Here is an 18,635-nt window from a genome sequence, read left to right on the forward strand (position 1 = left end):
ATACTATCATTCTTCCAGGAAAACGGGTTTCTTTATGCATTCATTTTTGGATATTTATGAGTTTTGCAACACCCTCTGAATGGTTTGGAATTGAGGACTGTATTAATTCTCAAATTTGGTTCTTTGGAACGTTTGGTATTGCTATAGCGATGCTTTTTACTACATATTTGATTACTGGGTTTCTCTATGGGTTTTAAATTTCAAAATCAGAGGAGGAGCAAATATGAAAGCAGCTAAAGCAAAACGTGGAGAATTTTATGTTCATAAGAAGAATGGTTGGGTATATCAAGTATTAGGTTATGCAAAAATGTTTGAACATGAAGAACAAGATATCATATTTCTTAAATGTATGAGGGATAATATGACAGTTACTTTAAGCGCCGATCTATTCGAGCTTTATATAAAAGCAAATAAATTCTTAAAAACGAAAAACATACTTAATAATTTGAAGGTTAGTTTATAACATTACAAATTTTGGAGGTATTTTTATGGAAAAGACTATTTCAGTTCCAACAATTAAAATTGGTGACTATGTACAATTTTCAGATCGCAAGAATCCTTCTTTAAAATTAAATGGTTATGTAGTAAATATTTTAACTAACACAATTATCGTAGATGTTTCAGAAACTATCCAAAATAAGGGTTATAAAGAATTAGACGTTCGTCAGGTTGTAAAACACGGTCGCTATAAAAAAATTCGTTCGCATAAAAAACAAGCTTCCTAAAATCTTAAACAACTAATTATGGAAGTGTGGATCTCATAAAAAAACTTAAGCAATCATAAAAAAGAGTCCTAATAATAAGGGACTCTTTTTATGTATATCTTATATATTTTTTAGATTTTCCTTTTAGGCTCTTTTTATTTTATAAAGAAAAAAGCCCCGAATAGGACTATATAATTTTCTTCATACCGCATTGACGACATTCTCTTAAAAAGATGAAATCTTTAACAGAACTCTTGAATGAAGTATTACCACAATTATCGCAACGACCACTAATTTTATCAGGGAACTCCTTATATGTGTATATTTTACTTACATCGTATTCTTGTTTAGGTTCTTTATTCTCCATTGATTTCACCTACATATTACTCTAAATTAATCTAACTTAACCATAATAACATGAAGATGAGTAGGAAAAGATAATTCCTACTCATTTCTTTGTGAGTTTAATTATTTAATTAACTTCAACTTTATTTAATATATCTATCTCACATTCAAGTTCTTTTGTATCTATATTTAAAAAATCCATGGTCATTGCAAGAACTTTTCCATCTTTCTCTCTCTTAGATCCCCATAAACGAACAACTCTATTGATATTACTATCTTCATATGTGATTTGAACTGTTCTTAATTCCTCTCCATCCACAAATTCACGATGTATCCAACATTCTTGAAATTTTAAATTCTCATCAGATTTATGCATGTTATAATGGAAAATTGCTTCTTCTAGTTCTGGAAAGCCCAAACCCTTTTTCTCTAAAGCAATATACTCAAAGTCCCAAAACTTTCTAAAATGATAGATAAGCTCTTTTTGACTTTTCATTATAACTCCTCCACCCAATATTTTTTAAAGTATTATGTATATTTTATATCTGTGACATGATTGATTTTTATATATTGTACATTATCATGTTGGTTCCTAAATCTTAATTCATTACAGACCATATCGTAATAATGAATATACCCCACTTCGGAATATACCTTGTTCTCTTTTTGGTATGAAATACTTACTTGCTTATTTTCAGCCATTGCACAACATACAATATCATTTATAAGATCTAGTTTTTGTTCATCTAAAATAGGCATCGGTACTTCGTTTTGTTTTTCATACATTTCATTTAACCCTTCAAATTGTTCTTTTATGGCTGAAAATGGAACCCATCGCATCATACCTCTATCAATCATAATCTGTATTCCTCCTTATGCTTTATGTCCACCTATTTTTCCGTTTCTTTCTCTTTGTGTAGCCCCTTTAATATAGCTAATTCCACGCATAATTGAATTTTTACCATATCTATGCCGGATTCCGTCCATTGTCTTTGCTAATTTCCTTTTGGTATCTTTTTGGGACGTATCTTCGAACAGTGACATTTGAATTGCATCGTCCCTGGTCAAATTCTTTAGTGTGATGTGTATTTGGCGCACCGGATGACCAGAGTGAAACTTATTTAATAAGCTTAAACAAGCAGCATAGACATCTTCCGTTAAACATTTCGGTTGATCTAAGGTAATCGCTCGTTTAAAACCTCCACCGATGTATTTGCTATAGCCTATAGAAAGCTCAACCGTACGACAGCATTTATCCATAGATCGTAAACGAAAACAAGTTTCTTCAATTTGTTCTAAAAGAAGTAATTTTAATTTATTTGGGCTGAAACAGTCCTCTAACAAGATTTGTCCTTTTGTAATAGAGGTACTTTTTGGAATGTATTTATTTGCAATCCGGCTCTCATCTATACCATATGAGAAGCGATATAACTCTTCACCCTTTACTTTGCCAAACCTCTTAATCAGATTTTCTTTAGGCGTTTTTGCAACTTCCTTTAAGGAAAATAGTCCCATGCTGTGCAATGCCTCTTCCGTAGCCTTTCCAATTCCCCATACTTTTCGAAGAGGCTTAACTTCCCATAACTTTTTTGAAACATCTTCGTATGACCACATTGCAATTCTAGAATTTGAATATTTACTTTCTACATCTAGAGCCACCTTTGAAAGAAATAAGTTAGGTGCAATTCCAATAGATGCAGTTATACCCGTTGTATCATATATCTCCTTTTGAATTCTTTTAGCAATTACAATTGGATCACGTCCGAAAAGATGCGCTGTTTGTTGCATGTCTAGAAAGCACTCATCTATTGAGTAAACGTGTAGATCTTCAAGCGCTACATATTTTGTATAGATTTCAGTAATTTGATTTGAAATTTCAACGAATCTTTTCATTGTTGCATTCACAATAATAATGTTCGGATCTTTTGGGATTTCATATAATCTTGTTGCTGTAGAAATGCCCATTTTTTTAAGTTCGGGAGTGGCAGCAAGCACAATTGATCCTTTTCTATTCACGTCACCAACAACAGCCAATTTTACTTTTAAAGGATCTAATCCCCTCATGACACACGCACAACTGGCAAAAAAAGAACAAAGGTCTATGCAGAGTATCATTCGATTCATGCACTTTGAATAATCAAACATCGTTTTAGCCTCCAAAACAGAACGTTTGTTCTTATTATAAACCTTTTGTTTTATGTTATACAACCATTTTTTTATTTACATTTTGGTACGTGAAATTTTTATAAATAGACATAAGATTTGATGCATGTTGTGACTTCATTAATAGTTTAATTCTTATATCTTATTCAAAAATAGTTATCATTAAGATACACTATATTTAGACAGTTCAAACCATAAAAGAGGGGATTACTATTGAATGCAAATTGCGTTGACACAATTAGAATTGAAGACATTTATCAAGAAATATTAGATGGTAAACGTAGAAATTTCCCCCAGTATACTTGGAGTGAGGATGTAGATAGGGATTTAGCAAAACGTATCACCAGATATTTACTTGAAGTGGTTTTAAACTGGAATACCGAACAGATTATTAATGGTTGGACTAGAGATCTAATTGTAAAATATAAACTGAGTGGCATGCTTGGTATTGTCTATAATGGCAACCTAAATCAACCATTACATGACGCATATCCAGATCGTTTTAAAGAATGGCAACTAAGGGTGGCTCCTGTTGGATACTGGACAGCCGAAAATTCTTTAGAAGCACTCAAATGGACTATTGAAGTAAAAGAGAAATTATCCGATGAAGAGTTAATGAGAGTATATGATAAAAGCTGGTTACGCCATCATAAGATTGGAACACCTTTAAAAGTTTACTGGAATGAAAGTCCTTTTCAAATGTTGGATGCCTTATATCCAGGTAAGTTTAAAGCATGGCAAATGAGAAAAACACCTAGAGGTTTTTGGACAAAAGAAACAGCTCTAGAATTACTGAAGTGGACTATTGAGGTAAAAGAAAAGTTAACTGATGAACAATTAAAACAAGTTTATGAAATAAAGTGGCTAAGAAAACATAATTTATCCACTCCACTAAAAGAAATTTGGCATACACAACCATTTTCAATGTTAGATGAATTATATCCAGGTAAATTTAAACCTTGGGAGCTGAACAAAGTACCTAATGGATATTGGACTAGGGAAAACGCCATAGAAGCACTCAAATGGACTATTGAAGTGAAATTAAAATTATCCGATGAAGAGTTAATGGAGGTTTACAGTTTTGAGTGGGTTAAACAAATAGGATTAAGAACCCCATTAGTACAATTTTGGAGTAAAAATGCTTATAAAATGCTAAACACGTTATATCCAGGTCGTTATAAAAGAGAAATGCTTATTTCTTTAAAACCAATGAAATAATTACAATCTTCTTCAAAATTCGAATGCTGAACAGTTTAATATCTCTTAATTTATTAAACTAATTCTCAATTTTTCATAAATTAAAAAAAGCTTAAACCCTTGTGTAGCAATGGATTTAAGCTTTTTATTTTGTAGTAATATCCTTTGCAACAAGTTGCCATTAGAATAGTGTATCAGCAACTTGTAGCTATTACTATGAATGCTAGATTCCCCGAATTTATTACATATATTTTTAATTTATTAGTTTCTATATCTTATGCTTACATATTTCTATACATTCCTTAAAAGTGAAACTGTTTTAACAATGGGACTTTTGGACAAACTGTTACTACAAAATCTTATCTAGAGGTGATGAAATTGGAATGGTTTGTTATAAAGCCCAGGAGTAAACTAGGTAAATTTTTAGATCGGCATGATTTAACGCAAGAAGAAGTTTCAAAAGTTAGTGGTGTAAGTAAAAGTACATTAAGTCGTCTTTGTAAAGGGAATGCCTTTCATCCTTCTTTTAAAAATCAAAACAAGCTTATTAATGCATTGCGGAGGTTAACAGGTAAAAACATCAATCCTACAGATTTCTGGACTTAATCAGGGCTACTAAACTATGTAGTCCTTTTTAACAAGAGGGTGTTGCAAAACTAAAATAAATATGCAATGTTATGAATCAGAAAAACTAGCTGAACATGCAATAGATAGCGATTTTGACCATACCAACGTGGCTGTTCCAGCCCTTTATCTTTGAGATGACTAAACTGTTGTTCAATTTTTCCACGCTCTTTCATCAACTGTTTGCCAAAGGTAGTTTGTAGAAAATGAGACACTACACGACGATGTGTACTTTTGATTGGTCCGCTATTACGCGGGTTAATTGGATTGATCGCAAAGATATCACATGCTCCGGCAATTTCATGCATGTGCTGACTATCATAAGCGGCATCTGCAACAGAAAATAACACATTTTGGTTTTGTATATCCCGAAGCAATGCAGGAGCTATTTTACTATCATGTACATTTGCGGTTGTAAATGCATACGACAATATAACACCTTCTGGTGTAGAACAGACATGAGTTTTATATCCCTTATACCAACCATAGCGAGTAGATTTTCCCCATTTCGCTTGAGAATCATATAAACTACTCCGTAAGGCTGTACTATCAATTAAAACGCACGGAATTAACCCTACATTCTTTTCTTGAAGAATTTGTTTATGAAGCAACGGAATTTCTTCGTTGCGAAACCAAGTGCCTACACGTGAAAAAGTAGATATATGAGGAACAAGCGAAAGGCCACAAGATACACGAAATGAAGGATATTGATGTAAAAAACGAGTTAACTTACGTAATGAATTAATCTGGAATACCGTTTTTATAAAAAAACATTTGAGTAAAGCTTTTCTACAGATGGGTGGGCGGCCTGTCATAGGCGGAACGCCTCCAATGGTTAAACTGTCTACGTAGGCAAATAAAATTTGTAAAATGGATTGATTTTGATCAAAATTGGTTATCATACTAGTAAATCCGTCCTTTCTGGAGATAGTTTTGGGGTACTATCATTTTTCCAGGAAAACGGATTTCTTTATGCATTCATTTTTGGATATTTATGAGTTTTGCAACACCCTCTAACAATTCAGTTGCCAAAAATCTATATTTTTTGTAATTCAGTTGCAAACTACAAAACTTCTTTTAAAAGAAATGTACGTACATACACATTATATTTTATTCCATAACTCTCTAACTTTTGTTCACGATAGTCTGATATTGTAAAAAATAAAATATTTGGTACGACATCACTTTGTTTTTTATATAGCTTTGTAATTAAAGCATAATATTTTATTTTTTCTTCATTGGTCGTCATATGTTGCAGCCTATCAATTTCAACGAAGTGTGGTACTTGATCTATTAAATAATAAGCATCTGGTACAATTATTTTTTCTTCATTTTGGTATCTAAATTTTATAACTTGTTCTGTTTTCCAATCGGGAAATCCCAGCCACATCCAAGCTTCATTCCTTAAAAGTATATGTTCAAGTTGATGTTTCTTTTTTCTTTCATTTGGTTCTAATCCTAGTAAGGCACAACCTTTTTTATTGAGATAATAAACATACTCTCGGTTATGCGAGGTAACATGGCAATATTGCCGTAGATCCTTCAAAATACGATTTGCATTTCGAATACTTCCAAGAGCATGAATAGCTTGCAATTGCCTCCTAGAAGCAAATTCCAGCTTATTTAAACTCGATAAAATCTCGATTTGTCTCGCTCTCTGTTTGAACTTCTGGTGCCTCATTTTGCTTCACCACCTTGTATTGCTTTAGTAACGCCCACATATCTTTATCCTTTAAAAAAGGTACCTGGATTTCTTCTGTACGATCAGTTTTAAATAATGCTCTTCCTGGCAGGGATGGCAGATCCTCCAGTCCTGGTTCATCCAAAGCGACTTGGGAAGCAACCGCTGTTGGTAATCGAAAGCCTATTTTCGCATCAGAATTTTGTTTAATTTGTCTTGGTAATGTATCAGAAGTAGGATATTGAGTGCAAAATATGAGTCGAAACCCTAAACCACCTCCGATTCTTGCGACTTCGGACAACATCTCCTGGCACAAAAATAATACATCACGTTGTTTTTTAGGTAATCCCTGTGTAGGACATAGATTTGCTCCTTCATCTACTATGATAAAGCAGCGTTCTTTAATTGATGTATCTATGATATTGGTAAAATAGGACTTCTTCATCATTTCGATCTGTTTTACCATCTTTTCACGTACCCTTATCAACATTTCTAACGCCTGTTCTGGATTTTCAGCCACTTCTACAACTTGGGATAGCTCTTTGTAGGGACTAAATTCCAACCCTTCTTTTAGATCGATAATATAAAATTTTACGTGTTGAGATTGTTGCAAAATCAAACTAGTCATCACATTTTTTAAAAATACTGTTTTACCAAACCGTGTCATACCCGACACGCACATATGCGGTGTTTTCTCGAAATCATGATACACATGTTTATCTAACGCTTTCCCCATCATAACTCTCCATGTGTGCTCTTTTAATAGATCCTTAGACCAATTCCACACTTCGTGTATTTGTTGCTTAAATACACGAATATGAAGTTCTCTTTGATAGAACGATATTTTAACAGGTTTATATAATCCTTCTTCTAATACTTCAGCTAACTTTTTAATAAGTTGACTAGGTACACCAAGTGGCAACTTGTAAACATAATTCATACTTATGTCATCTTCAATTTCTTTTATAAAAACGGGGTATTGTAATTCACCTTTATGCTGTACGCATACCTTTGTAATTTCAAAAAACGTTGCAATTTTTTTCTTGTCACTCGGTCCATTACTTTGGTAAAAATAAGCTACAGTTATAAAGGTTGCTGGTATTAATAAAAGTGATAACATTACCTCCATACCTCCTTAAGGTAGTTGAGCTTGTGTGGAAGCTTAGAAACAACCGTTCAAGATGCGTTATTATAACCATTTTCAACTACCAGATGTAATTCTAACGTAGAAACACATCTAGTATATCCATTAGAACGTACCAAACAGTTCCAATTAGTAGACATTTAAGACCCGCACGTAGCAGCCAACCTGGAAGGTAAAAACCTTTCTTTTTCAAAAATTTAATCCCTAAAACTGAAGCTCCTGTCACGCCATATACAATACCCAATTCTCCAATGATTGTCATATTAATCCCATCCTTTTGGTTTAATGGACAAATTCCCTTTACAATCCTTAAAAAGTTGATAATCTTCTAATAGCTCATTCCAGGAGACAGCCTGTTCATCACCATATAAATCTTCTTCAATTTTTTGACTTAAGTAATAATAAAATTTGTATTGCCGATCCAAATAAACCTCATAACGCAACATATGATCTCGTATAGCACAAACATTTTCTTCCTTCTTCGTTTCGTTATACATTTGTTTAAGCATTCGTGAAGGGTAAAGATACGGAGTACTATATAACATTTGATAATGATTCATATTTCCTCACCATCCATATAAAATTCTAGGCACATTAATAAATATGATAAAAGCTCCACTTTTTGAATTTGTACCTAAAAAAAGTACAAAAATACACTATTAATATTTCACTTTATTCAATATTAACGAAATGTAAAAATGCATTTTGTAAAAACTTTGTAAATGTTATACTATAATTGGATAAATTTATATTATTCTGGTCAAATAAACCAAAAATTTCACAACACTACAGTCTTAAACCCGAACTCGGAATATTCAGAATAATATTGAAACATAGACTTTAATAAAATACATGATTGCTTTTCTGTTATTGTTTTATTGTGAGAATATTCCCATTATTTTACGGGATATGGGATGATGGGGGAGAAAGATATGAACGTTCATGTGAAAGGGAATGAACAATTGATTCAGACTTTAAATGAATGGTACTTTAAAATTCGAGCAAGAGATCTTGATGAAGCAATTTCTTTAAAAGATGAGATCGACTTAGTTATAAATGAATTTAAAGAAGACCAAAATTTGATGTTACATTACTACCTCATAGATTTTCGTCATAATTATTTACTTAACAACCTAGGCATTTCTACGGATAGTTTTGACATTATTAATACATTTTCTATACCACAGGATAATTTTTTAACATATTATTACCATTTTTTTAAAGCGATTTACTATAATGCAATCGGAAATTATCCATCTTCAAGGAATTTCTATGATAGAGCGAAACCCTTATTAAAATATATTAATAACGAATTAGAGGTTGCTGAATTTCACTATATGTTAGGATATACATTGTATGATTCATACAATGGCTTTTTAGCCTTACAAGAATTATCAAAGGCTAAAGAAATATTTTCTAAATACGCTGAATGTGAAACTAATCTTGCTTTTTGTAATAATCTTTTGGGATTAACTTATGCAGAGTTAGATGAATTTGAACTTGCGAATAAGCATTATACATTAGCATTAAACACCTTTGAAACAATAAAAGAAGAGACCTTCATACTAATGGTAAAACAAAACATAGCTTTAATGCACGCCAAACAGGAACGTCCTGATTTAGCAATTCAATATCTTTCAGAAGTTAATAAAAAAATGCTAAACAACTATAAAGCTTTATTCGTAGAAGCAAGAGAATACGTTAAATTACTCGAAAAAGAAGAAGCTTGTGAGCGTATCGAGCGAGGCATAAACATCTGTAAAAATCTTGGTATTGAAGAGTATTTACATCATTTTCGCATCTTACAAGCATTAAATGATAATGTAGATGCTTCACAATTAGAAATTATCATTTTAGAAGGTATTGAATATTTTGAAAAACGGAAAATATCAGAGTATACTAAGGAATATCAAGAGCATTTAGCGCATAGATATTATGAGCAAAAGAACTACCTTAAATCGTGCGAATATTACGAGTTGTCCAGGAAAACGAAGAATATATTTTAAAAAGGGTGATTTAAATGAAGAAACTACATCATAAATCTATTGGACTGTTAATAGCTGTGGCTTTAACATTTAGTGTACAAACTCCGGTAAGCAAAGTTGTCAAAGACCTAATTGTTCAATACGCACATGGAAACGGAGGGGGATAATCCCCTCTATTTTTATTTACACACAAAATAAATTTTAGATTTAATTTACCTTGTTAAAAACTTTTAAAATAAAGAAAGTTGCTCTTCCTCATTCTGAATACTAATTTTAACTTTATATGTATAATACTTTCCCATTCTGGACTCGATTTCCTTTTCCACTTGTTTGATAGCAGCATCAGGGGTATTTGCTGTAATGTATACAATATCCGGTTCATACACTTCACAATTTGGAGATATAATTGTAAATTCCACTGGGTACTTTTCCATAATCCTCATTCCTTCTTACGCTTCAATATTATAAAAAATATCCTAAAATACATATGGCAAATATAACACTACCTACAACTATAATTAAAGACATTATGCCAAATAACAAATAACCGAGATAATAAAACCCTAAACAAGTAAAAGCAATAATCAATAGAATACCTATGATTTGTAAAAAAGCTGATTTAAATAAGAATAATATAATAAGAATAGATACCCAAAACAGCAAAGAATTAAAAATTCGAGGGCGCTTTTTTTGTTTACTACTTTGCATTTCCATAAACTCACCACTTTCATTGTGTAAAAGTATGTATTAAATAAAACATTTCTTATTTAAAATACAAAAAGGAAGTGCCTTCTCTAATAAGTAAGCACTCCCTCATGTCATTATGCATCTTGTTGTTTTTTGCTTCTTCTCATAAAAATGTAACTTTTAAAATTCATTTTAGAAAATTATTAATTCGTCCACTTGTTAATGTCTATATTTCTTTCTATAGGCTTATTTACTGGATCTTCTTGAGTTTCTTCTTTCGATTTTTCAATGTGAACATTTTTTGGCTGATTATCTTCATTTGCAGTTACTATTGAGCTTTCAACTTCTTCAATTACATTACCCTCTTCTAGCTGTTTGTACATTAAAGGTGATTTGGAAGGTAAACCTCTTGGGATATCTCCTTGTAGCATGCCTTTTGCACTTAACAAGTCTTTAGCCATTCCAAGCTTAATCTCTTCGTTATCGACACTTTGTGTCCCGTATAACGCTATAAAATGTTCTAACACCTTTCTTGTAGCTTCATTAGGGTTTTCCTGTGATTCTATCCAAACAAATAGTTCTGGACATCTTTGACGCATTTTCTCCGATAATGGAATTTGAATCGCTTTTGGTTTAGCCATCATAATCACCTATTTTACTTGTTCTTTTTGAAATGCAATTGAACTAAATACTGTCATGCCTTTAACATTCATTTCCGTTGCGTTCTTAGCATTAATCCATAATATTTTAATTTTTTTAGAATCACAAATTTCTTTTAGATCTTCGAAAAGATTTTCTTTTAATTGGATACTTCCACCGCCATAGACAACCACGACTTCTACGTCATATTTTAAATCTTGTAATTTAGTTTCCGCAGTATCTAATACTTCATCAGCTAAATTAAATTTAGCTCTTGCTAAGAACTTTTTAGCATCTTCATAATATTTAGGATGCTCTTCTTTTAGATATCCGGCAAACTCTTGTCTTTGTATAGCAAAACCCCATTCATCTTCAAAATCTTTTTTAGCACGTTCAATCGCATGACCTATACCATGTCTTTCTCCCGAACTGTGATCATTATCATAATCGTAGCCTTTTGTAACAACATATTCTGTTGTTCCGTCACCAATGTCTATGTGCAGAAGACGTTTTTCTTGGAAGTATTCACCCGTTATATCTTTCATATCATAAGTTTCTTTAAACTCATTAAATATTTCATCGTTTCTATATTTCCCATTACCATCCTCGATTAAAGCAAATAGGGCAATAGTCCCTTCTTGTACAACAATTACTTTTTCAAATTTCAAAGTTACATAAACTCTCAAATCGCCAACAGTTACCGTTACATGGTGACTACTATTTGTAAACCTTTCAGAGAGTTGTTTTGCCTTTTCTTTTGTCCATTCACTAGCTGGTAAAGCTGTAACCATAGAAACAATTGCTTCTATATTTGTACCTTCTTCTATTGAGTTTTGATCTTTAAACATATCTTGAACCGAACGACAAGCAATTGCACTAACTGTTGTCATAATTGTAGTATCTTGTCTATGCTTACCACGGTTTGATTTAATGTTAAGATTCTGAAGATCTTCACCAGAGCGAATGGCACGTTCTCCTACAAACACCCTTTGAGCTACTTGACCTTTCAAAGCTGATGAATTAACAGTAACATCCATATTATGAATTAATCCATGCACGAATTCTTCAATTTTTTTATCTTGCGGAACAGGCTCTTTATACACATAACTATATGTGTTTGGAAATTTAATCATTTCTCCATTAATTGTAATCTTCTTCTCGGAATTCCCATTGTCATCTTCTACAAAATAATTGAATTTCATTTATATTACCCCTTTCTTATTGAAAAGAATTTATTTTAAATCATTTTAACTTATCTTAATTACATTTTACTATAATTAACCATAAAAATCAACACAAATAAATGAAAAAAATTATTATAATTTATTTTCATTTAAAACTTTTTATGATTAGCATGTAACTCCAAAAAAAGAATATTCGATAAATCATAATGATTTAAAATGATTTATTCCAAATTAACTATTTCCAAAATTCCCACCATTTTTTTTCTATTTGTTTGTTTTGAGATGCTACTAAAAGTTGTTTAGTTTCCTGTATCTCTCTAACATGTGTTAATAGCAAATTATCTCGTTCATTGTATCTGTTCTCCATGCGTTCTAACCGTTCGGCATTCATGATCTCAATACGTTCGAGACGTTGAATTTTCTCTTTTAGTAATATCTGTTCTTGAAGTAATTGTTCTATAAATTCTTTAGGTAAATTCATTACGTTCTCCGATAGAACGCTAGGCGTTCTATCACCATCCTCTAAATCATTATCTGTTCCAATTTCAGCAAAAGGAACAGATAAAACAACTTTCACGGCTCCTTCAATACTCATTCCAGCCTCTTGGATCAGCTTTTTCATCTGTTCTAGTACTTTAATATCCTTTTGAACAAAAGCACGACTATTTTTTGCACCTTTTACAAAAGAATATTGTTCCTGTTCTAAAGCTATACACCATTTTCTAAGCGTACTTGTACCTATTTCTAAGCGTTCGGCAACATCTTTTGTCCAAAATGAGCGTTCTTGCAACTGTTCGCCCTCCTTTATTTTTTATATAGAACGCTTCCACATTAATTGTTAAAAATCCTATAATTATATTTTTTTCTATATAGAGGGAATCCCTAAACTTCGTTAAAAATTGCTATTTAAAATTAAAAAGTAAGCCTTTTTCACAAAAATCCCAATAAATGAGTTTGTAATATGTTTTAAATTGTGAATTTATAGGGAATCTCTTTAACCCATTTTAAGATTGCTTTAATTATCATCGGTAAAAAGTATTTCCTCCCTAAGGAGTGACAAAATTCACCTTTTAAAATACAAATTAAATATGAAAAAACTTTATTTATTAAATCTTGTTTTAAAAAAGTAAAACCAATAAAAACATTAGAAATAAAATACAGCCTTTGGTGCTTACTCTGACAAGCGATTTAGAAATATAGCTTAGTAAATTTCTAGGTTAAAATGTGGGTAAATTTGGGGGTATTCATTTTTAAAAGGGAAGTCTTTTTTTACTAGAAATTTAAGCGGAATATGAAAATTCCGATGCAAAATGTGGTTGTTTTTTTCTTTAAGTGCTTGAAGTAACTTAAAGAAAGTGGAGGATAAATAAAGACATGACAAATAGCCTTGCTGTGTATGATTTTTTTCAAGCAAGGCTACATAATTATTTTTTTTTACGGTTTAAGATTTGTTTAATTTTTGTAATAAGGCATCTACTTTAGGATCATCGAGCCAATTATAGAATGGGATTGTACTAGTTTTCTTTTTATCTACTCCCATATTTGCAAGACGTTTTTGAGATTCAGCTATTCTTTGTTTTTGGTAAGATTCTAATTTATCACTAAACATTTTCATAAAATGAGCAGGGGCGCTATAATCAGCTTTGTTATCTCTAAACCATTCAACAGATTCTTTAAAAGCCCATTCACCAGACGTTCCTAAATTATCTAAATCTGGTGGCAATCTTAAAGCAATGACATAAGCATCATTTTCAGTTAAATTTGTTATGCGCTGACTCATTATGTGATGGTAAGCTCTTTTCTGTTCTTCACTTAAGTAAGTGTTTAAGTCTTCCTCTCGTTTATGAGTAGAGGTAGGTTCAGATTGTAACTTTTTTTTCGTTTCAATATCAAAAATATTTAATCCATTAGGGGAAACAGGTATTTGATATTCATCTTCAGATTCACTTTTTTCTTGTGAAGTTTTCTTCTTTAAAAACTTTGTGAAGGTAGAGCATATATCAATAGCTAAAGCCCATTTCACTTTAAAGTATTCAATGATCTTTAAATAATTATTATGTATAGTCAAGATGTAAACGGAAGGGGCGATTTTCCCATGCCGTCTTACCTTTATTTGTTGGCATACTCCTAAATCTTGCAACCAATTAAACACAAAGTTTATAACAGGCTTTGAAATGCCAGATTTTTTGCTAATATGATCTTGTTTAACTTGGCTATATCCTTCTTGTACCAAATAAGATAAAACAGTCTCTAAAGCTTCATATTTTCTTTTTGTAAGGTAATCTTTAGTGGTAACACCTTCATATTTATGGACAATTTTATCAATATATGTAGTAACTTGCTTGATTGATTGATTAATAGCCCCTGGTGTTTTTGATAAGTGTTTAATTCGAGGACTTAATTCAGCTTTTGCTCGACTAAGCAAAAAGTTGTTTAATAACACAGAAAAAACCTCCTATTTTTTTCCACCACAAAGATACAGAAAAATGCTGGAAAAGTAGAGGTTTTTATTCACATTATATATATTAGGTGCTATAATGGTTCTAGATAATATATATTTTGATATGGATAAAACCCCTACTCTCTTAGGATTTTTAATTGATTCAGCGGCCAAACTGATAGATCAATTAAAAATGGCTTGTGGTAGGGTTTTTTTATTTGTAATAATTTAACCGATAAATTTATTTATGCATTAATTTTATAACTATTAAGATAGAATATCAATCTAATAATTAGTATTTTTTACTTAAACAGTTTGTTTATAGATTAATTGAATTAAATTATGGCGTGTAATCTTCAAAAAAGGTCTCTAATGTTTAGAGACCTTTTTTTGTAGTTCATGTTGAAGGTAATTTGTGAAATTAACGAAATCTACATGTAACTGATCGTACTTATATCCAAAAAACTTAAGGTATTCAGTCAGTTCTTTTTCTAATTGTTCTTGTTTTTTATCAGGCAACAAAAGAATTTCTTGATGTAATTCTTTTACTTTTGTATATATGTCTTGTTTCTTTTCATGTTCGCTTATTGTCAAATATAATTCTACATTATTAATTATGTCTTGTTTATGTTCAATTTTTTCTGTAGCTATTTCATTATTTAGAGTAGGTGTGTCACTTATTCCTATTAAATAGTCAGCGCTAACATCAAAAATTTGTGCTATTGCAGCCAAAATGTTGTACGGTGGCTCTGATCCTTTCTTTTCCCAATTCGATACAGATGCAGAACTAAATGAAGATCCTACAACTTCACTTAATTTTTCCCCTAACTCCTTCATTGACCAACTACGTTCTTGGCGTAATTTTCGTAAACGCTCGCTAAAAATATTCATATTTTTAGTCCTTTCATATAAATTCATATTTCAGATACGTTAAAAATACTAAAATGAGTATAAAATACATATTATTTTGTATATATTTAAGTAAATTAAACTGAAATATTTTATTTTTAGTAAATTTTACTTGTTTTTCACTTTAAAAGTGATGTATACTTAATTTATACTAATCGAGAGGAGGTATTTAATACTTATGTTATTAAGTGAACGGCAATCAAAAGATTACTCTTTAACACAACTCGGTCAAAAAGTTAATATTAAACCTCAAGTTCTTCATGCGATCGAGAAAGGAAAAACAAGTGTTAATTCCGAAAGAGCAGAAAAAATTGCTAAGTTTTTTAATAAACCGGTCGAATACTTTTTTATACCAACTTATTACCGAGTTCGAGAATAAATAAAAAAAGTTAAAGTTACTAAATAAAGTTCCAAAGTAACCATATAAGTTTAATTATAGTAAAAAAAACTAGTAATTCAAATAGAATTAATGATTCAAAAACTGATCTTTGAAAACTGCATATCATTTGAGGGAGCTGTTAGTATGTTGAAACGATCGTATCAAACGTTACTCATTGCTATGAGTATGCTTCTAATTGTCTTAAGTTTTGTATTTCCACTTAATAAGGCAAGTGCTGAAGTTATCAATCGTGAGAAGTACGAAATGGATTGGAGTTTTAGTCCCATGTATGGGAAAAACCTACGGACAGAATTGTTGAAGAATACGGATGGGCAAATTGCGTATTGCTTAACGTATGGAAAATTAAGTCCAAACGGTAATGATCTTCCGGAAATGGGGCGTACAGATGATATTGTGTATCGGGTTCTTCTAAATGGATATCCGCAAAAGAGTCCAGAAGAATTAGGTGTTTCTAACTGGAAAGAAGCGCATTATGCGACACAGCTTAGTGTTTGGGCAGCGTTGGGTCAAATTGACATCAATGAAGTTCAGCATCGTAATGGAAATGTTGCGAAAGCTGTAAAAGCCATTATTGGTGGTGCAAATGCAAGCCAGGAAACACAAGACCTGTACATGAATGTAACGCCAACAGACAATCAAGAAGCAAAACTTAATGGTGAGTACTTTGAAACGACAGTGTATCAAATTCAAAGTAACGCTAAGAACGGTGTATTTACAGTTCAACTAGCTAATGCACCGAATGGAACGAAAATTGTTTCTACAAAAGGTGAAGCGAAACAACAATTCAATTTAGGAGAACAATTCCGTATTCTAATACCGAAATCCTCTCAAACAGGTAACTTTTCCTTAAAAGTAACATCTAATCTTTCTAATTTGCAGGCAGTTGCTTATCAAGGAACTGATAAAGTCCAAGATGCAACAGTCCTTTTAGAAAAAAATGAGGAAAAAGTGAGTGCCGATCTACAAGTAAACTGGAAATCTCTTGGTGGATTGAAAGTTGTAAAAGTGGGAGAACAAAAAGAATTGCTACAAGGTGCCGTATTTGAAGTCATGAACAGTGCAAATCAAAAAGTAGGCACAATAACTACAAATGAGCAAGGTTCAGCGAGCCTTTCTGGTTTAGAAATCGGAACTTATACTCTTAAAGAGGTAAAATCACCTACTGGTTATGTATTGAATGGGCAGCCACAACAGATTGAAGTTAAAACAGGTGAGGTTGCAACAATTACAGTGCAAAATACGAAGGTAAAAGGAAACATTGAGATTAAAAAATTAAGTGACAGTGGAAAAACACTTCCAAAAGTAGAGTTCACAGTGTATACAGCAGAGGGAAAAGAAGTCACAAAAACAATTACAAACGAGCAAGGGATTGCACAAGTGAAGGATCTTCCGTATGGAAAGTATTATTTTGTTGAGACAAAAGGGGTAGAAGGATACCTTCTGAATCAAACTAAATATCCATTCGAGATTAAAGAACAAGGAAAAACACTGACATTTACGGTTGAAAATAAACAAGTAAAAGGAAACGTGCAACTTCTAAAAGTAGATGGAGAGAATCCAGATAAAAAATTAGAAGGTGCGGTGTTCATTCTTCAAGATAGTAAAGGTAAGAAAATTAGTGAACACAAAAGTGATAAAAACGGTTTGATTGAAGTAAAAGACTTAACATTTGGAGCATACTCATTTGTTGAGAAGCAAGCACCAACTGGCTATGTTTTAACAAAAGAATCTATTCCTTTTAGTATCTCGGAACAAGGAAAGACAATCATGCTAACAGCGAAAAATAAGCACATCACAGGAGAATTAGAGATTAGCAAGGTAGACATTGCGGATGGCAACAATAAGCTTCCGAACGCTGAATTTACTATCTTTAACGAACAAGGAAAAGAAGTTGCAAAAGGAAAAACGGATGAAAACGGCATTGCAAAATTCAAGCTTCCATATGGAAAGTACAGGTATAAAGAAACATTCGCACCAGACGGCTATTTACTGAATGAAGAGATATTCCCTTTTGAAATTAAAGAGGATGGTCAAATTATTAAGCATACGGTGAAGGATCAGAAGAAACCGACACCACCTACACCAGAGACACCAAAACCAGAACAGCCAGAACAACCACAAAAACCAGAAATACCACAAAAGCCAGAGCAACCAGAAGCACCACAACCGCAGGTACCGGAACAACCAAAAGTAACCGAAAAACCTGTCATTCCACAACTAGAGAAACCACAACAGATTGTTATGAAACCACAACTAGAACAAACACCAAAGAAAATCGAAACGTATCTTCCAACAACAGGCGGTAAAGCTGAAAATCCATACATAAAATGGATTGGTCTTGCATGTGTCGTACTTGGCTTAATTGGAGCTGTATTTGCAGTAAGAAACCGGAAGAAAGCTCAATCTTGATATGAAAGAATATGAAGCTCATTTTAGTGAAGTAGATGAAAATCCGTTAGGGTTTGCTATTGGATGTCGGAATGCATGTATACTCGTTATTCCCATTTGGATTGTTGTTTTTTGGATAGGGAGC

The 18,635-nt window shown here is 32.1% G+C and carries 24 protein-coding genes; 8 read left to right on the top strand and 16 right to left on the bottom strand.

Annotated features, from left to right (window positions below; all coding sequences use genetic code 11):
* Positions 1-5 precede the first annotated feature (5 nt).
* From ACQRBL_RS30715 to ACQRBL_RS30725, 3 genes are read left to right on the top strand one after another with little or no spacing between them, the layout of a single operon-like run.
* Complete coding sequence (locus ACQRBL_RS30715; protein ID WP_427736281.1) at positions 6-197, top strand: hypothetical protein; 192 nt, start codon at positions 6-8, stop codon at positions 195-197.
* 26 nt (positions 198-223) lie between these two features.
* Positions 224-463, top strand: coding sequence for a hypothetical protein (locus ACQRBL_RS30720; protein ID WP_016106975.1), 240 nt, complete (start codon positions 224-226; stop codon positions 461-463).
* A 25-nt stretch (positions 464-488) separates the two neighbouring features.
* Positions 489-725 (top strand): DUF2187 family protein, encoded by a 237-nt coding sequence (locus ACQRBL_RS30725; protein ID WP_153593404.1) that lies wholly within the window; start codon positions 489-491, stop codon positions 723-725.
* Between the two features lie 166 nt (positions 726-891).
* On the opposite strand, the gene ACQRBL_RS30730 is transcribed toward ACQRBL_RS30725, so the two are convergent.
* The 4 genes from ACQRBL_RS30730 to ACQRBL_RS30745 form a co-directional block, all read right to left on the bottom strand.
* Positions 892-1,071 carry a hypothetical protein gene (locus tag ACQRBL_RS30730; RefSeq protein ID WP_411996778.1) on the bottom strand — a complete coding sequence of 60 codons (180 nt, stop codon included), beginning with the start codon at positions 1,069-1,071 and terminating at the stop codon, positions 892-894.
* Between the two features lie 105 nt (positions 1,072-1,176).
* Positions 1,177-1,545, bottom strand: coding sequence for a hypothetical protein (locus tag ACQRBL_RS30735; RefSeq protein WP_411996777.1), 369 nt, complete (start codon positions 1,543-1,545; stop codon positions 1,177-1,179).
* A gap of 32 nt (positions 1,546-1,577) precedes the next feature.
* Positions 1,578-1,907, bottom strand: a complete 330-nt coding sequence (locus ACQRBL_RS30740) for a YolD-like family protein (RefSeq protein WP_023524113.1) — start codon at positions 1,905-1,907, stop codon at positions 1,578-1,580.
* 15 nt (positions 1,908-1,922) lie between these two features.
* A complete protein-coding gene (locus tag ACQRBL_RS30745) occupies positions 1,923-3,194 on the bottom strand; it encodes a DNA polymerase thumb domain-containing protein (RefSeq protein ID WP_411996776.1) in 1,272 nt (423 codons plus the stop codon).
* A 231-nt stretch (positions 3,195-3,425) separates the two neighbouring features.
* Between ACQRBL_RS30745 and ACQRBL_RS30750 the strand changes: the two genes are divergently transcribed.
* Both ACQRBL_RS30750 and ACQRBL_RS30755 read left to right on the top strand, forming a co-directional pair.
* Positions 3,426-4,430, top strand: coding sequence for a hypothetical protein (locus tag ACQRBL_RS30750; RefSeq protein ID WP_144641031.1), 1,005 nt, complete (start codon positions 3,426-3,428; stop codon positions 4,428-4,430).
* 357 nt (positions 4,431-4,787) lie between these two features.
* Positions 4,788-5,015, top strand: coding sequence for a helix-turn-helix domain-containing protein (locus tag ACQRBL_RS30755; protein ID WP_023524106.1), 228 nt, complete (start codon positions 4,788-4,790; stop codon positions 5,013-5,015).
* A gap of 50 nt (positions 5,016-5,065) precedes the next feature.
* Here ACQRBL_RS30755 and ACQRBL_RS30760 read toward each other — a convergent pair whose 3' ends face one another.
* From ACQRBL_RS30760 to ACQRBL_RS30780, 5 genes are all read right to left on the bottom strand, one after another.
* Positions 5,066-5,935, bottom strand: a complete 870-nt coding sequence (locus ACQRBL_RS30760) for an ISNCY family transposase (protein WP_000632204.1) — start codon at positions 5,933-5,935, stop codon at positions 5,066-5,068.
* A 161-nt stretch (positions 5,936-6,096) separates the two neighbouring features.
* Positions 6,097-6,714 carry a replication-relaxation family protein gene (locus ACQRBL_RS30765; RefSeq protein ID WP_043924990.1) on the bottom strand — a complete coding sequence of 206 codons (618 nt, stop codon included), beginning with the start codon at positions 6,712-6,714 and terminating at the stop codon, positions 6,097-6,099.
* Positions 6,653-7,834, bottom strand: coding sequence for an FtsK/SpoIIIE domain-containing protein (locus ACQRBL_RS30770; protein ID WP_411996538.1), 1,182 nt, complete (start codon positions 7,832-7,834; stop codon positions 6,653-6,655). The genes ACQRBL_RS30765 and ACQRBL_RS30770 overlap by 62 nt, the downstream gene beginning before the upstream one ends.
* Before the next feature lie 100 nt (positions 7,835-7,934).
* Positions 7,935-8,120 (bottom strand): hypothetical protein, encoded by a 186-nt coding sequence (locus ACQRBL_RS30775; protein WP_000152452.1) that lies wholly within the window; start codon positions 8,118-8,120, stop codon positions 7,935-7,937.
* A 1-nt stretch (position 8,121) separates the two neighbouring features.
* Entirely contained in the window at positions 8,122-8,418 is a 297-nt protein-coding gene (locus tag ACQRBL_RS30780; protein ID WP_023524103.1) for a hypothetical protein, read from the bottom strand.
* A gap of 372 nt (positions 8,419-8,790) precedes the next feature.
* On the opposite strand from ACQRBL_RS30780, the gene ACQRBL_RS30785 reads away from it, so the two are divergent.
* Complete coding sequence (locus tag ACQRBL_RS30785) at positions 8,791-9,864, top strand: RapH N-terminal domain-containing protein (RefSeq protein WP_186312853.1); 1,074 nt, start codon at positions 8,791-8,793, stop codon at positions 9,862-9,864.
* 209 nt (positions 9,865-10,073) lie between these two features.
* Here ACQRBL_RS30785 and ACQRBL_RS30790 read toward each other — a convergent pair whose 3' ends face one another.
* From ACQRBL_RS30790 to ACQRBL_RS30820, 7 genes are all read right to left on the bottom strand, one after another.
* A complete protein-coding gene (locus tag ACQRBL_RS30790; RefSeq protein WP_074596362.1) occupies positions 10,074-10,277 on the bottom strand; it encodes a hypothetical protein in 204 nt (67 codons plus the stop codon).
* Between the two features lie 28 nt (positions 10,278-10,305).
* On the bottom strand, positions 10,306-10,557 hold the full coding sequence (locus ACQRBL_RS30795) for a hypothetical protein (protein ID WP_144641022.1): 252 nt from the start codon (positions 10,555-10,557) through the stop codon (positions 10,306-10,308).
* 176 nt (positions 10,558-10,733) lie between these two features.
* On the bottom strand, positions 10,734-11,171 hold the full coding sequence (locus ACQRBL_RS30800) for a hypothetical protein (RefSeq protein WP_260870112.1): 438 nt from the start codon (positions 11,169-11,171) through the stop codon (positions 10,734-10,736).
* Between the two features lie 9 nt (positions 11,172-11,180).
* Positions 11,181-12,371 carry a hypothetical protein gene (locus tag ACQRBL_RS30805; protein ID WP_411996537.1) on the bottom strand — a complete coding sequence of 397 codons (1,191 nt, stop codon included), beginning with the start codon at positions 12,369-12,371 and terminating at the stop codon, positions 11,181-11,183.
* A 217-nt stretch (positions 12,372-12,588) separates the two neighbouring features.
* On the bottom strand, positions 12,589-13,143 hold the full coding sequence (locus tag ACQRBL_RS30810; RefSeq protein ID WP_411996536.1) for a DUF3967 domain-containing protein: 555 nt from the start codon (positions 13,141-13,143) through the stop codon (positions 12,589-12,591).
* Between the two features lie 651 nt (positions 13,144-13,794).
* Positions 13,795-14,796 carry a Replicase RepFR55 gene (locus tag ACQRBL_RS30815; protein ID WP_098437404.1) on the bottom strand — a complete coding sequence of 334 codons (1,002 nt, stop codon included), beginning with the start codon at positions 14,794-14,796 and terminating at the stop codon, positions 13,795-13,797.
* Positions 14,797-15,162: 366 nt separating this feature from the next.
* Complete coding sequence (locus ACQRBL_RS30820) at positions 15,163-15,684, bottom strand: helix-turn-helix domain-containing protein (RefSeq protein ID WP_065486242.1); 522 nt, start codon at positions 15,682-15,684, stop codon at positions 15,163-15,165.
* Positions 15,685-15,880: 196 nt separating this feature from the next.
* Between ACQRBL_RS30820 and ACQRBL_RS30825 the strand changes: the two genes are divergently transcribed.
* Both ACQRBL_RS30825 and ACQRBL_RS30830 read left to right on the top strand, forming a co-directional pair.
* Entirely contained in the window at positions 15,881-16,081 is a 201-nt protein-coding gene (locus ACQRBL_RS30825) for a helix-turn-helix transcriptional regulator (RefSeq protein ID WP_048536239.1), read from the top strand.
* A 144-nt stretch (positions 16,082-16,225) separates the two neighbouring features.
* Complete coding sequence (locus ACQRBL_RS30830; protein WP_411996535.1) at positions 16,226-18,511, top strand: SpaA isopeptide-forming pilin-related protein; 2,286 nt, start codon at positions 16,226-16,228, stop codon at positions 18,509-18,511.
* Positions 18,512-18,635: the final 124 nt, after the last annotated feature.

This window comes from Bacillus sp. AF62, assembly GCF_050312695.1.
Classification (GTDB): domain Bacteria; phylum Bacillota; class Bacilli; order Bacillales; family Bacillaceae_G; genus Bacillus_A; species Bacillus_A cereus.

Coding starts and splice junctions, on each gene's coding strand:
- ACQRBL_RS30720 (WP_016106975.1), top strand. CDS start 224: ATGAAAGCAGCTAAAGCAAAACGTGGAGAATTTTATGTTCATAAGAAG.
- ACQRBL_RS30725 (WP_153593404.1), top strand. CDS start 489: ATGGAAAAGACTATTTCAGTTCCAACAATTAAAATTGGTGACTATGTA.
- ACQRBL_RS30730 (WP_411996778.1), bottom strand. CDS start 1,071: ATGGAGAATAAAGAACCTAAACAAGAATACGATGTAAGTAAAATATAC.
- ACQRBL_RS30735 (WP_411996777.1), bottom strand. CDS start 1,545: ATGAAAAGTCAAAAAGAGCTTATCTATCATTTTAGAAAGTTTTGGGAC.
- ACQRBL_RS30740 (WP_023524113.1), bottom strand. CDS start 1,907: ATGATTGATAGAGGTATGATGCGATGGGTTCCATTTTCAGCCATAAAA.
- ACQRBL_RS30745 (WP_411996776.1), bottom strand. CDS start 3,194: ATGTTTGATTATTCAAAGTGCATGAATCGAATGATACTCTGCATAGAC.
- ACQRBL_RS30760 (WP_000632204.1), bottom strand. CDS start 5,935: ATGATAACCAATTTTGATCAAAATCAATCCATTTTACAAATTTTATTT.
- ACQRBL_RS30765 (WP_043924990.1), bottom strand. CDS start 6,714: ATGAGGCACCAGAAGTTCAAACAGAGAGCGAGACAAATCGAGATTTTA.
- ACQRBL_RS30770 (WP_411996538.1), bottom strand. CDS start 7,834: ATGTTATCACTTTTATTAATACCAGCAACCTTTATAACTGTAGCTTAT.
- ACQRBL_RS30775 (WP_000152452.1), bottom strand. CDS start 8,120: ATGACAATCATTGGAGAATTGGGTATTGTATATGGCGTGACAGGAGCT.
- ACQRBL_RS30780 (WP_023524103.1), bottom strand. CDS start 8,418: ATGAATCATTATCAAATGTTATATAGTACTCCGTATCTTTACCCTTCA.
- ACQRBL_RS30785 (WP_186312853.1), top strand. CDS start 8,791: ATGAACGTTCATGTGAAAGGGAATGAACAATTGATTCAGACTTTAAAT.
- ACQRBL_RS30790 (WP_074596362.1), bottom strand. CDS start 10,277: ATGGAAAAGTACCCAGTGGAATTTACAATTATATCTCCAAATTGTGAA.
- ACQRBL_RS30795 (WP_144641022.1), bottom strand. CDS start 10,557: ATGGAAATGCAAAGTAGTAAACAAAAAAAGCGCCCTCGAATTTTTAAT.
- ACQRBL_RS30800 (WP_260870112.1), bottom strand. CDS start 11,171: ATGGCTAAACCAAAAGCGATTCAAATTCCATTATCGGAGAAAATGCGT.
- ACQRBL_RS30805 (WP_411996537.1), bottom strand. CDS start 12,371: ATGAAATTCAATTATTTTGTAGAAGATGACAATGGGAATTCCGAGAAG.
- ACQRBL_RS30820 (WP_065486242.1), bottom strand. CDS start 15,684: ATGAATATTTTTAGCGAGCGTTTACGAAAATTACGCCAAGAACGTAGT.
- ACQRBL_RS30825 (WP_048536239.1), top strand. CDS start 15,881: ATGTTATTAAGTGAACGGCAATCAAAAGATTACTCTTTAACACAACTC.
- ACQRBL_RS30830 (WP_411996535.1), top strand. CDS start 16,226: ATGTTGAAACGATCGTATCAAACGTTACTCATTGCTATGAGTATGCTT.